The sequence below is a fragment of the Alteromonas pelagimontana genome (genome assembly GCF_002499975.2).
In the GTDB taxonomy this organism is placed as follows: domain Bacteria; phylum Pseudomonadota; class Gammaproteobacteria; order Enterobacterales; family Alteromonadaceae; genus Alteromonas; species Alteromonas pelagimontana.
Genome location: NZ_CP052766.1, coordinates 274,944 through 287,265, shown reverse-complemented (window position 1 = coordinate 287,265; position 12,322 = coordinate 274,944). Strand labels below are relative to the sequence as shown.

Annotated in this window: 13 protein-coding genes; 9 read left to right on the top strand and 4 right to left on the bottom strand. The window is 44.8% G+C overall.

The window, feature by feature from the left end:
- Positions 1-12 precede the first annotated feature (12 nt).
- The 4 genes from rplT to ihfA all read left to right on the top strand — a co-directional run bounded on the left by rplT (position 13) and on the right by ihfA (position 4,414).
- On the top strand, positions 13-369 hold the full coding sequence (gene rplT / locus CA267_RS01285; RefSeq protein WP_075609148.1) for a 50S ribosomal protein L20: 357 nt from the start codon (positions 13-15) through the stop codon (positions 367-369).
- A gap of 364 nt (positions 370-733) precedes the next feature.
- Positions 734-1,714, top strand: a complete 981-nt coding sequence (gene pheS, locus CA267_RS01280; protein ID WP_075609149.1) for a phenylalanine--tRNA ligase subunit alpha — start codon at positions 734-736, stop codon at positions 1,712-1,714.
- A gap of 12 nt (positions 1,715-1,726) precedes the next feature.
- The gene (gene pheT / locus CA267_RS01275; RefSeq protein WP_075609150.1) at positions 1,727-4,111 is read left to right on the top strand and encodes a phenylalanine--tRNA ligase subunit beta; all 2,385 of its coding nucleotides are present in this window, start codon (positions 1,727-1,729) and stop codon (positions 4,109-4,111) included.
- Between the two features lie 3 nt (positions 4,112-4,114).
- Positions 4,115-4,414: an integration host factor subunit alpha gene (ihfA, locus tag CA267_RS01270; RefSeq protein WP_075609151.1), complete on the top strand. Its 300-nt coding sequence runs from the start codon at positions 4,115-4,117 to the stop codon at positions 4,412-4,414.
- Between the two features lie 165 nt (positions 4,415-4,579).
- Here ihfA and CA267_RS01265 read toward each other — a convergent pair whose 3' ends face one another.
- Entirely contained in the window at positions 4,580-5,500 is a 921-nt protein-coding gene (locus CA267_RS01265; RefSeq protein WP_075609152.1) for a DUF2785 domain-containing protein, read from the bottom strand.
- 183 nt (positions 5,501-5,683) lie between these two features.
- Between CA267_RS01265 and CA267_RS01260 the strand changes: the two genes are divergently transcribed.
- Entirely contained in the window at positions 5,684-6,241 is a 558-nt protein-coding gene (locus tag CA267_RS01260) for a hypothetical protein (RefSeq protein ID WP_075609153.1), read from the top strand.
- Positions 6,242-6,542: 301 nt separating this feature from the next.
- Here CA267_RS01260 and CA267_RS19100 read toward each other — a convergent pair whose 3' ends face one another.
- Entirely contained in the window at positions 6,543-6,668 is a 126-nt protein-coding gene (locus tag CA267_RS19100) for a hypothetical protein (protein ID WP_269748476.1), read from the bottom strand.
- A 54-nt stretch (positions 6,669-6,722) separates the two neighbouring features.
- On the opposite strand from CA267_RS19100, the gene CA267_RS01255 reads away from it, so the two are divergent.
- From CA267_RS01255 to CA267_RS01240, 4 genes are all read left to right on the top strand, one after another.
- The gene (locus CA267_RS01255; RefSeq protein ID WP_075609154.1) at positions 6,723-6,983 is read left to right on the top strand and encodes a zinc ribbon domain-containing protein; all 261 of its coding nucleotides are present in this window, start codon (positions 6,723-6,725) and stop codon (positions 6,981-6,983) included.
- Between the two features lie 267 nt (positions 6,984-7,250).
- Positions 7,251-8,546 (top strand): hypothetical protein, encoded by a 1,296-nt coding sequence (locus CA267_RS01250; RefSeq protein WP_139316236.1) that lies wholly within the window; start codon positions 7,251-7,253, stop codon positions 8,544-8,546.
- Positions 8,547-8,821: 275 nt separating this feature from the next.
- On the top strand, positions 8,822-8,986 hold the full coding sequence (locus CA267_RS01245; protein WP_170668997.1) for a hypothetical protein: 165 nt from the start codon (positions 8,822-8,824) through the stop codon (positions 8,984-8,986).
- Positions 8,987-9,497: 511 nt separating this feature from the next.
- On the top strand, positions 9,498-9,836 hold the full coding sequence (locus CA267_RS01240; protein ID WP_075609156.1) for a thioredoxin family protein: 339 nt from the start codon (positions 9,498-9,500) through the stop codon (positions 9,834-9,836).
- 323 nt (positions 9,837-10,159) lie between these two features.
- On the opposite strand, the gene CA267_RS01235 is transcribed toward CA267_RS01240, so the two are convergent.
- Together CA267_RS01235 and CA267_RS01230 are read right to left on the bottom strand one after the other, a co-directional pair.
- Positions 10,160-11,884 carry a methyl-accepting chemotaxis protein gene (locus CA267_RS01235; protein WP_083638408.1) on the bottom strand — a complete coding sequence of 575 codons (1,725 nt, stop codon included), beginning with the start codon at positions 11,882-11,884 and terminating at the stop codon, positions 10,160-10,162.
- Between the two features lie 81 nt (positions 11,885-11,965).
- Positions 11,966-12,148 (bottom strand): hypothetical protein, encoded by a 183-nt coding sequence (locus CA267_RS01230; RefSeq protein ID WP_083638410.1) that lies wholly within the window; start codon positions 12,146-12,148, stop codon positions 11,966-11,968.
- Between the last annotated feature and the right edge of the window lie 174 nt (positions 12,149-12,322).

Here is a 12,322-nt window from a genome sequence, read left to right as displayed (position 1 = left end):
GGAGACTGAATAATGGCTAGAGTAAAACGCGGTACAGTTGCACGTGCTCGTCACAAGAAAGTTTTAAAACAGGCTAAAGGTTATTACGGTGCTCGTTCACGCGTCTATCGCGTAGCGGTACAAGCTGTAACTAAAGCTGGTCAATACGCCTATCGTGACCGTCGTCAGCGTAAACGTCAATTCCGTCAGTTGTGGATTGCGCGTATTAACGCAGCAGCGCGTCAAAATGGTATGTCATACAGCCGTTTCATTAACGGTCTGAAAAAAGCGTCTGTTGAAATCGATCGTAAGATCCTTGCCGACATCGCAGTACATGACAAAGCAGCTTTTACTGCATTAGTTGATGCAGCTAAAGGTGCGTTAGCTTAATTTTTTAACTAAATTAAGTTTAAGTTCTTTCGGAAAACGGCGAGCAGGATGCTCGCCGTTTTTCGTTTTATTTCTATGTTTTCCCTCTGCTAAATTGCTATACCCTCACCACGCTCATCCCATCGACGAAAATTTAGCTTCGCCATTTTCTTATCAGGCTACCCCTGCCAAAAAGGAAAAAGCTGCTCGCCCCGGCCTTTAATACAGTTCTTTTGCTCTTTTTATTAGAAAATACGGATTATTCAGCTTGTTAGGGTAGCCCGATGTTTTGTCTGTCGTGTAAACTATCGCTTTTACACTCAGGCTTACTGCTTTGCTTATGTGCAAAGGCAGTCACTTTATTACATGCCAAGTTGGGGAAAACATGGAGCTTGAAGCGATAATTCATCAGGCACAAGACCAGATTGATGCTGCGTTAGATGCAGCGACACTCGACCAGGTTCGGGTTGAGTTTATGGGTAAGAAAGGTAAATTAACTGAACAGTTAAAGAGCTTGGGAAAGCTGTCAGCGGAAGAGCGCCCGGCAGCTGGTCAGAAAATCAATCAGGCTAAACAACACATCCAGCAGGCAATTGCGGCCAAAGGCGAGGCACTGCGCACAGAAGAACTCAATAAAAAACTGGCGGAAGAAGCTATCGATGTCACTTTGCCGGGAAGGGTGGAGTTACCGGGTAATCTGCATCCCGTCAGCCGCACGATTGCACGAATCGAGCAGTTTTTCTCTGAACTGGGCTTTGCGGTAAAAACCGGCCCGGAAGTGGAAGATAGCTTCCACAACTTTGACGCGTTGAATATTCCGGCGAATCATCCTGCCCGTGCAGATCATGATACCTTTTATTTTAATCCAGATGTGATGTTGAGAACACAAACCTCTGGTGTACAAATTCGCACCATGGAGGTAGAGAAGCCGCCTTTGCGGATAATTTCACCTGGGCGAGTGTATCGTAACGATTATGATCAAACCCATACACCCATGTTCCACCAGGTTGAAGGGTTGATGATTGACAAAAACGTAAGCTTTACTGAGCTGAAGGGTATTCTTCACGATTTCCTGCATCACTTTTTTGAAGAGTCGTTGCAAATCCGGTTTCGCCCCTCTTATTTTCCCTTCACGGAGCCTTCTGCCGAAGTAGATGTAATGGGTAAAAATGGTCAGTGGCTGGAAGTGCTCGGTTGCGGCATGGTTCACCCGAACGTGTTAAAAGCGGTAAATATTGATCCTGAAGAATATACTGGTTTTGCCTTTGGTATGGGTGTTGAGCGCCTGACAATGTTGCGTTACGGCGTAACAGATCTGCGCGCATTCTTTGAAAACGATTTACGTTTTCTTAAGCAGTTCAACTAAGGCGAGCGTAGTATGAAAATTAGTGAAAGATGGTTAAGAGAGTGGGTAAATCCACAATTGTCTACAACCGAGCTGTCAGAGCAGTTAAGTATGGCTGGTTTGGAAGTTGATGGTGTAGATGCCGTGGCTGGCGATTTCAGCGGAGTGGTGGTAGGCGAGGTTGTAGAATGCGGCCAACACCCTAACGCGGATAAACTACGGGTGACGAAAGTTAATGTAGGCGAAGACGCGTTAGTTGATATCGTTTGCGGTGCGCCTAATTGTCGTCAAGGCATTAAAGTGGCAGTGGCAAAAGTTGGAGCCGTATTGCCCGGCGATTTTAAGATTAAAAAAGCTAAATTACGCGGCGAGCCTTCTATGGGTATGCTGTGCAGTTTTTCCGAGCTGGGTATTAGCGACGATCATGACGGCATAATTGAACTCCCGCAAGATGCGCCTGTCGGAAAAGATATTCGCGATTACCTACAATTGGATGATGCTACGATTGAAGTGGATCTGACGCCGAATCGGGCAGATTGTCTGGGAATTCGAGGTATTGCCCGCGAAGTAGGCGTACTGAACAATATTGATGTCAATGAGCCTGCTATTGAGCCTGTACCGGCCAACATCGACGATAAGCTAACAATTTCTTTGCATGCTGCTGATGCTTGTCCGCGGTATATAGGGCGGGTGCTGTGTAATGTAGACGTTAAAGCTAAATCTCCGCTATGGCTGACGGAAAAACTGCGGCGCTGTGGTATTCGCAGTATCGATCCTATCGTTGATGTCACTAATTTCGTGCTGCTGGAGCTTGGCCAGCCTATGCACGCATTTAATCTGGACAGTATTGACGGCAACATCAATGTTCGTCTTGCTCATGCCGGTGAATCGCTGACGTTATTGGATGAATCAGTGGTTGAGTTAAAAGATAACACCCTTGTTATTGCTGATGATCATAAAGCGTTGGCAATGGCTGGCATTTTTGGCGGGCTGGATTCAGGGGTGAATGAAAGTACTCGCCATATTTTGCTGGAAAGTGCTTTTTTTGCGCGTGACGCAATAATGGGACGGGCACGCCAGTATGGTCTTCATACTGACGCCTCCCACCGCTATGAGCGGGGCGTTGATCCTCAACTCCAAAGAAAGGCAATGGAACGGGCGACAGCCCTTATCTTACACATATGCGGCGGCCAGCCCGGCCCTGTGGTTGAGGCGGTTTCTGATGAACATATTCCGGCCTCCACTACAGTAACGTTACGTCGCAGCCGCTTAAAGCGTGTACTGGGCATTGATATAGAAGTTGCTAAAGTTACCGAGATGCTCACCCGTTTGGGACTAACGGTAACGCAATTAGAAGATAGCTGGCAGGCGCAAGTTCCCAGCTATCGGTTTGACATTGCCATTGAAGAAGATTTAATTGAAGAAGTGGCTCGGGTGTATGGATATAACAATATTCTCAATGTTGCTCCAACCGCTCAGTTAAATATGCTGGATGCTCAGGAGAGCCAGTTATCAGTCAATACGTTAAAAGCGGTGCTGACAAATCGTGGTTACGATGAGGCCATTACCTATTCATTCGTCGACCCAAAAGTGCAAAATGCGTTGTTTCCTGACGAAAAAGGAATGGTGTTGCCGCATCCTATTTCATCAGACATGTCAGTAATGCGGGTGAGCGTATGGCCTGGGTTGCTGGCTGCTGCGGCTTACAACCAGAAGCGGCAACAGTCTCGCATTCGGTTGTTCGAGTCCGGTCTTCGTTTCTTACCACGCGAAGGTGAGCCTAACGGTGTCCTGCAGCAGCCCGTATTAGGCGGTGTTATTGCAGGTCGGCGGCATGTTGAAAGCTGGAGTGGTAGCGACGAAGCTGTAGACTTTTTCGATGTAAAGGGCGATGTTGAAGCGTTATTTGCTCTTACTGGAAAAGCTGGTCTATCTTTCGTTGCCACGACCCATCCGGCGTTACATCCGGGAATGAGCGCTGAAATATTACTCGATGGAGAATCCGCCGGGGTAGTTGGGGCAATCCACCCTCAATTTACTAAGCTGCTAGGTGTCAATGGGCGTCCGTTTGTCTTTGAGATTAACCTTAACGCTTTGATTGGACGTAATTTGCCGCAAGCGAAAGCGATCTCGAAGTACCCTGCAAACCGTAGAGATATAGCGATAACGGTTAAAGATGAGATCACGGTAGGATCGATTCTTTCTTTTATAGAAAAAATTGGCGTAAATCAACTAGTTGGCCTAAACTTGTTCGACGTGTATAAAGGCAAGGGCATTGAACCCGGCTATAAGAGCCTGGCTTTGTCTCTGGTATTACAAGATCCGGATAAAACACTTGAAGAAGCTGAAATTCAGCAAGCGGTCGAGACAGTGGTTAATGGTCTGGAATCCGAGTTTGGGGCAGCGTTAAGAGAGTAAACTATGGCATTGACCAAAGCCGAGATGGCTGAACACTTATTCGAAAAACTGGGTATTAACAAAAAGGACGCGAAGGATTTGGTGGAGTCTTTCTTTGAAGAAGTCAAAGAAGCATTAGAATCCGGTGAACAAGTGAAACTATCAGGTTTTGGTAATTTTGACCTGCGGGATAAGAATGAACGACCCGGCCGTAATCCTAAAACGGGAGAGGACATTCCCATTAAGGCTCGGCGGGTGGTGACTTTTCGTCCCGGGCAGAAATTGAAAAGCCGGGTTGAAAACACAAAACCTACGGATGAATAGGTAGTTTTTCTTCATAAGAAAGCTATCCCTGTGGATGTATAACGAAGTTATCGTTGACGCTTAGGGGGTTAAAGCGAGTTGTTTTTCTGACAGCTCGCTTTTTAGTATCCGTGCCAATGATGAGGAATAAGCTGATATTTTCCGTTGAACGATAAATCATTAGTGTTATTTAATGGAACGAGCAATTTCGGCAACTTCTGGTGCCAACGTGGTTAGTCGTTCGTTATTTTGGTATGCAACGAAGGCCAATAATTCGTTATAGAAGCTGCGGATGTTATGTTGCCTACTTAAACTTTCCATTGAATGATACGTCTGCTGCCAGCTATCAAGCGGGGCAGGAGACGCAGCTTGACGAAGTTGCTCCGACCAATAAGAGACCGGCACCTCTTCTCTTAGTATTACATATCCCATTGCCCGCGCCAGTCGCATAGGTTCCCCATAGATAAACATATGGGTGGCGTCATTCGGCGTTATTGCAGTTAGAATGACATGACTTATCTGCTTGAGCTGCTCTGGTGTTGTCGCCCGGTTCAGTGCCAACTGGAGTAAAGCATCGGCGCTATGGGCGATGCCATGTCGCCAGCCAATTTTGCTGTCAAAACCGCGGTAGTCCTGGAGCGTATTTATATAATCGTCAATGGTATCGATAGCGTGTTGGCGTTGAGAAGAATCCAAACCGGGTCGAATGCGATCTGCTCGAAGCACTTCGCTTAACGCAAGGACCGCGAAAGGTAGGTATACGCCACTTTCATTGTTGTTATTTTTCTTTATATCTTCGATAAATTTCTGAAACAGAGCTTCTCTTTTTAACCGGGAGAGCTTTTCTTCCCGCAGTAAAACGCTCAATCCCGTAAAACCAATACCATCGCGAACTGATGGCTCACTTGCGGATAAACAGTTGACTAATTGATTGCTGATGGTACCGAGTGATACTGGCGCATCTGCAAAACCATTGACCAAGAGCTGATGCCAACGCTGTGAGGTGATGCCGTTTTCGAAGCACAACGTCAAGGTTTTAGCCGTTCCAGGCATCGCTGCGCTTGTTGCCAGTAAAGCCAAAAGCAGCAAGGAGTAGGATATTTTCATTATAGCGTTCTGTTTTCTCTTTTTATTGAATGAATTTATCATCAATGAGGCTAAGAAATCGACAATTTGCGGATTCTTCGCTGATTTTGGTGCAACAGAATAGCTTTCAAAAGTGGCTATGATAGGCTTACATGTTAGTTAGCAGATATATCTATAGCGTAAATATAAGCAGATGGAGAAGTAATGAAAAAACTGGTTGTAGCAATTGTTCTGGTTTTAGTGGCAGCAGGAGGTTGGCTAACCTATCTCTCGCACACCTCTGCGGTAGATGAATCGGCTAATGTTCCTGTAATTACAGTAATGGATATTCTGCACGCCAGTGATCTGTCTGAAGGGATAAAACATGCCGTTAAAGCCAACGATGACGAAGCACTGACACAGTGGCTCAAAAAAGCCAGAGAAGTCGGCAAGGCGGCTGACTTACCGGAAAAACAACTTGATTATTTAACTTCGCAGCAGGCGAAAAACTATGTCACTTTTAATGCGAAAAGAGACTTATTTAACGAGAGCTTCGAAAAGCGCTTTTATCAACTGAAGGGAATTGAAGATTTGAAAAAACAATATCCCGAGGCCAAAGATCTTTTCCCCAATGCAGAAGCATTATTAAACAAAAGAGACACCATTGTAAAAAGCATTGCCACTACGCTTTCCAACGGCAGTGCGCCAAGTGAGGCTGAAATGGAAGAAGCGCGCAAGCTGTGGCAAGAGCGTTATGTTCAGCAAAGCGCGGATACGGAGTAGAGTGCTACGATCACGTAAAGCTAACTTGCTTAGTGGCTAACAACGCTGTTGTGCTTTTGGTATAAAAGCAATTAATCAGGCAGATTCGCTGAGCCTGCTTGTTTACATGACGAGGTTCTATCTTCAAACATCACTGTGAATAATGATTCACTCCCAAAGATTCATGACAGGGAAAGTCAAAATTTGTAGCGTGCGAATAGGAGGAGTTCGAAGCAAGGATCCATAAAAACAAAGGGGAAATTTAGTATTGGTGGATTTTTCCCTCAAAATACATTCATTACCTTGGAAAAAAGCTCTATGCTTATTCCAAATTCGTGACTAACAAACCCAGAGCTTGAGAAGCTTGAGCAGTATGTGACACGTACCAACTTACATCCTCGCAGGCTCGCTGGGAAAATAACACGTAGGCTCTGTCGTTTTGCTCCATGTTAGCCTCCGTGTTACGGCCCTTTATGCGGGGGAATACACTAAAGGAAGTTTTATGTCTTTTTTCAAAACGCTAAGGAAAGGTTTAAAAGGCGCTATATCTGCCGCCAATGCAGATAGGTATCAAATAAATCAAGTCCAAATAAAGTGCGTCCACTGTGGCCACGATCACTTTGATGCAGGAGAGGCTCAATTAAACACAGCAGGAGCGACATTTGTCGGGTTTGATTGGGCAAATAGAAGTGCATCTGTTTTTGTGTGTAAGCAATGCTCATACATAATGTGGTTTGCTAACTCTGCAAAAAAAATTATTTAGCCTTTGTGTGTGTTTAAGCCCGGGACTGCCGCTACACCTCGCCCATCTTCACGATAAGCTACTTCATAAAAATCTTTACGTGTATCCTATTTTGGAAATATCATGCTATGTTTATGCATGTTAGCCTCCAAATGATTTAATCTTGTACAAGCAAATTATGGCTTCGGCCGGCGCTCCGGTGGCTTAGAAAAGCTAACTCGCGAAATTGCGCAAGAGTACGCTGGCACTTTCACAGGAAGTCATTATATATATTGCAAAGGAAGCAACGTGATACTTCGAACAATAATGTTATGTCTAATTTTATCTTCATGTTCAACGGTCCCAACTTCTGGAAATAAACGCCCCGTACATTACGACTCTCGTTCTTTCTCTGACGAAGATCACCATACGTATCTGATTGAAACAGATAGCGAGGATGTCATTAGTTTCGAAATACGTATTTCAAATGCAGCGAATGACACCAGTTGTGAAAAGAGGTCTATCTATAGTACGAATTCGGTATCTGCGAAAGATGCTGTCATTAGGCATTTTGGCTTTAGTCGAAAAGGGTCTCCAAACATTGCTTTGTACGAATGGCATATGTGTTTCATTCACGATGGTATAACGTACAAAGCTTGGCGAGGATTTGACCCTGGGCCAAATACTTCTTTAAATGTGAATTGTTTTATCACCGCTGAGCAGTTAGTCGCCGAAGAAACAGACAAATACTTGTGTAAAACCGATAGTGTTATTCATTCAAAGGAAAATTATTCTGAAGTTGCCCAACACTGCTGGTCAAAAGGCGTGTGCCGTCGTTTTGAGTCTGCGTTTGAGTACAATATCTTCCGAAAGCGCGGTGCCGATAACGTAGCTCTCCATCAAATAGTACCTTCTAAAAAGATTCGCGAATTAACTGTTAATTATGAGTATCTTGATGAGAAGAAAGCGGAAAAGTTTCGTTCCTCCTGGATAAGTGAGGAACAAAAATACTGTTCTGAGACAGATGAGAAGTATAGGAAATTGTGCCTGGAAGGGGTGTCTAACTTGAAGGCGTCCCTTGCAGGTGATGGAGAATGGAGATACCGATTAACAGAGAAGGCATTGACTGGCTCTTTTCCTGAGCTGAAACCTCAGAGTTTACTGTTGCACGGCATCAGGGAATTAGTCTATGCAACTACATTCACATTTACTCCCCACAAAATTAAAGGAAGCTCAGTATTTTTTTACTTCGTTACATGCCCAATTGAAAAAAGGCAGGCCAAGAAGGCAGTTTGCATTTTATCCATTAATCAGGCCTTCTACAGCGATAACCCGAATGAATACATTTACATAGAACAAACATCGGATTTGAGTACGGCTTTGTGGGCTTACTCCGCACACAAGGGAGTAGAGGTGGATCCCGCAGATGAGCGGATGGCAACATGGTTGGAAAAACCCTCTTCAGTTTCTTCGATTGAGATCGATGGCATGATAGCAAAGTTTACATATCATGTAGGCGGGTGCACGTATCAGACATGGTATCGTATTGTCGGCGACAATGAGGAGCTTGAATTTATGAAGGTAAGCGGTGGACTTTGTATTTAGTGGTGTATACGGAATTTGGAAGCGATATATTTCTAATCTCGCCTCACAACACGCTGCGAGTGCTACCAAAGGGCGTTTCATTTAACCTGGTGGAGCGCAACTTAGCCTCCACGCATTGAATAATGCCTGTTAGATTTTACGTTTTTCAGGTTAATTTTTGGCGAAATGAATTGGAGCAAATCGCCTCATGCTTGAGTTTATAATAAAATCCCCTTTAATTTATGTGGGGGGAGTGACAGCTTAACGTTAGCTGTCAATAAAAATGGAGATGTACAATGGAATTGCTTGAAATGCTTGGGTTTGCCTTAATTATCGATCCACTCAAAGATTTACTAGAGTCAATGCGAAAGTCGAAGACGCTTACGCTAATGGTGGTGACGGGGTTCGTTTTTTTGATTGCCTTCGCTCTTTTTCTAGTAAAAATGGCTGGCTCACAGTAAAGCCATATAAATAAAAGGTATCAGAGAGAAACCGCAAAATACGACAGCTATCAGGCTGATTACCGCATTCGTTCCGTCATTTGAGCAGTAGCCGTCACTAACTGATTGAGATTATTGGGTTTTGCATATGGCCAAACCCCTGCAAGTTGTTGCTTCCTTGTCTTTTTTGTCTGTACCATAGGGTATCCCAGTCTTAATCTTTCAACTCATCCACTAGCTTTTTCAGCAAAGATAGGCACTGCGCCGAATTATGCTTGCCACAAACGATGCTCATGGATTGTATTCACAGTTTGGTTTTAAAGCTGTCGAAAACCCCGTTATCGTCATGCAAATATGGAAGCCTGATGTTTACGAATTAGCACGGGTATAACAAACCGCGTACACGTGGTGCATGCACTGGAAAACATACAAGCAAATTGATTCGCGTTTAGTCTCTTTATTTCGTATCTTTAAATGAGCGTTTACAGCTCTTCAGTGAGCATTCTTAGAATTTAATTGCGGGGGTAACGGAATGAAAACCAATGATATTGAGTCCGACGCTGATTATGCAGAAGAAGCATTTACCTTTGAACAAGTTAGCGAGTTATCCGGTGACGTTGTACTTGAGTTTGGCGCGCCCTGGTGCGGACACTGTCAGGCTGCAAGTTCTGCGATAAAAGAAGTAGTAACTGAAAATTCGGGACTGCGTCATATTAAAATCTACGACGGAAAAGGCAAACCGCTTGGGCGAGCGTTCAAGGTAAAGCTTTGGCCGACTCTGATACTCCTGCACGATGGGAATGAAGTGGCTCGTCTAGTGAGGCCAACAAACTCTGACGAGGTTCGCCGATTAATTTCACAAATCAACTGAAGGCGGTGAAGTGCAGTGGGCCTGTATGAACAGTTGATAACGCAATGAAAGTGCCTGTAAGCGCTACTGGAGGCTTCGTCCTAACTTGTCTTGCTCATTGCTGTTTAGTATTCGCTTAGCAGACCTTTTTTGCCGAGAGGGAGCTCCATAATTCGCGCCGCGATTAAGACAGAATTATTTAAAGCAAAATGCGGATCGCAAAGATCGAAGCCTTAACCTAAAATAGCTAACAGTACTGGTGAACTCGTTTGGGTTCGCAGGCCCATTGGAAACATACGGCTCTTAGCTGCGCCCTAGCGACGTGTCTACCGCTACTGCTCGAATTACTGCTGGTGCGTCAAATTATACAAACGGGCTGCCAATTCCGCAGTAGACTGGCTGAGTTCAGTTAGCTCACCAGCATCACGGTTATTCATTTCATTGCTTTCCCGCATACTTTCAGCAAGCTCATTAATCTGTGTGCTAACGTTAGCCTGTTCATTTGCAGCAACGGCAATTTGTGAAGTACGTTCTGTAACGTTGGCAAACATATTCGTCATTTCATTAAAAGTATCAATTACTTTTTGTGAGCGAGTAAGAGATTCTGAGGATAGGTTCTGGGAACTGAGAATAATATCCACCCCTTGCTTTGCAGAAGTTTGTAACTGCACAATCAGGTTTTCTATTTCGCCAGCGGAGGTCTGTGAACGGCCTGCGAGGGTTCTTACCTCATCGGCTACTACTGCAAATCCGCGACCTTGTTCACCAGCTCTTGCTGCTTCAATGGCTGCATTTAGTGCCAGTAAATTGGTTTGTTCGGCAATACTTTTGATAACTTCCAGCATTGTACCCATAGATTGGGCGTTCGACGATAACTGACTAATAACGTCGGCCGTTTGCTCAAGTACCTCTGAAAGTTGGCGATTCGCTTCACTGTTTGCCTTCACATCGGTCATGCGTCTTCTAACCAGGCCGTTTGATTCATCTACCGACTCTGCCGTACTGCGCGTGTTACTGGCAACCTCATCAGCGCTGGATGCCATTTGGGTAATAGCAGCAGCCAGCGTAAGGTTCTGTTGTAGCTGTTGTTCCGCTCGCTGTTTTAGCGAGCTTGCCATTGTACTCAATTCTTCTGAGCGACTTTTTGCTTCTTTAGCTTCGACAGTGATCATTTTCAGTAGGCCTTGTAAATGATCACTGTACTCGTTAACCGACTGCTTTAACTGCCCGATCTCATCCATCCGGTCGATACGTAATTTGCCGGTACTGCCTCCGGTAGAAAGCTTGCGGATCTGATCAGAGGTTTCATCTATCCATCTCATCACGCTGTTGGCGTTAATAATCAAAATTGCCGAGAAAAGAATCAAAAGTGGAATAATGGTCAAGTACAGTGACCATCCCAATTTACTGACCGGAGACAGGTAGGTAGATTCAGGTAATACAACCCCAAAGGTAATGTTTTGTTTAGGGAGGTTCTGCAATAACACTATCGACTTGCTTTTTTCAATTACTCCTTTTGGTAGTTGCGTAATGGGATCGCCGGAATTAACTGCTGCTAATAGTGGCGCCATCTTCTTATCTCGTTCAACAACTGTTTCCAGAGAAAGCATATCAATGGGTTGATTTCTAATATCTGGAAAGCTGATAACTTGCGCATTCTGCCCTAACAAAAATGCATAGCCACCCGACTCATCGTTTTGAGACTGAAGTAATGTATCCAAGCTGTCCAACATCATATCAATGGTGGCCACGCCCCAGAAATTCCCCCTTTTGTAAACAGGAACCGTACAGGTCACCATAGCTGTTTTTGTGGTGGGATCTTCGTAGGCTTGCGACCAGCCGCATTCGCCGGGACCCAGCTTTTTACCCACTAAGTACCAAGCTTCTGTATGGTAACCCGGGCCGGAGGGAAGGTTGTAGTCATTAGAATAGACCATCTGGCCAGACGAACTTCTTGACCAGAAGAACGCGTTGCGGATGTTTGCTGAATCGAAAGCATTGGGTTCTGGCCAAATGCCGCCACCGACAATACTTTTATCATCATAGTGGCTGATTATCTGGGCAAACACTGCTCTATAGCTAACCCCATCCGAAGGTAACGTTTCTGAAAGCGCTGCGAGACTTTTAGCCAGAACTTCACCTTTTACAAGTTATGCTTTGATGCTATTTGCACCGGCGGATACGCGTTGTAGCTCCTTTTGTTCCACCTGATGCTGAATAATGGGCAAGGCAAGAAATTGCAAAACCAGATAAATAACTATCACCGCTGCGATCATCAGCACAAGGCCAAGATATTTTGCTTTTGTGCGCAGCATAGTGGGATTGGATGCCATTTGTGCAGGTTCCTTATGTGAGCCTGAATCATAATGTGGAACATTATCGTCAAGGTAGCAGCAAGTGATACTCCTATTCAAACTATAGGGCAAAAATTGCAGAATGGGGGCAGCATCAGAAAAAATCCGTTTAGAGTCAGATGAACTCGGTGGGGATTACGGTCGTTAATTCCA

Bases quoted from the DNA above. Each gene is read 5' to 3' on its own strand.
- rplT (WP_075609148.1), top strand. From the start codon at position 13: ATGGCTAGAGTAAAACGCGGTACAGTTGCACGTGCTCGTCACAAGAAA.
- pheS (WP_075609149.1), top strand. From the start codon at position 734: ATGGAGCTTGAAGCGATAATTCATCAGGCACAAGACCAGATTGATGCT.
- pheT (WP_075609150.1), top strand. From the start codon at position 1,727: ATGAAAATTAGTGAAAGATGGTTAAGAGAGTGGGTAAATCCACAATTG.
- ihfA (WP_075609151.1), top strand. From the start codon at position 4,115: ATGGCATTGACCAAAGCCGAGATGGCTGAACACTTATTCGAAAAACTG.
- CA267_RS01265 (WP_075609152.1), bottom strand. From the start codon at position 5,500: ATGAAAATATCCTACTCCTTGCTGCTTTTGGCTTTACTGGCAACAAGC.
- CA267_RS01260 (WP_075609153.1), top strand. From the start codon at position 5,684: ATGAAAAAACTGGTTGTAGCAATTGTTCTGGTTTTAGTGGCAGCAGGA.
- CA267_RS19100 (WP_269748476.1), bottom strand. From the start codon at position 6,668: ATGGAGCAAAACGACAGAGCCTACGTGTTATTTTCCCAGCGAGCCTGC.
- CA267_RS01255 (WP_075609154.1), top strand. From the start codon at position 6,723: ATGTCTTTTTTCAAAACGCTAAGGAAAGGTTTAAAAGGCGCTATATCT.
- CA267_RS01245 (WP_170668997.1), top strand. From the start codon at position 8,822: ATGGAATTGCTTGAAATGCTTGGGTTTGCCTTAATTATCGATCCACTC.
- CA267_RS01240 (WP_075609156.1), top strand. From the start codon at position 9,498: ATGAAAACCAATGATATTGAGTCCGACGCTGATTATGCAGAAGAAGCA.
- CA267_RS01230 (WP_083638410.1), bottom strand. From the start codon at position 12,148: ATGGCATCCAATCCCACTATGCTGCGCACAAAAGCAAAATATCTTGGC.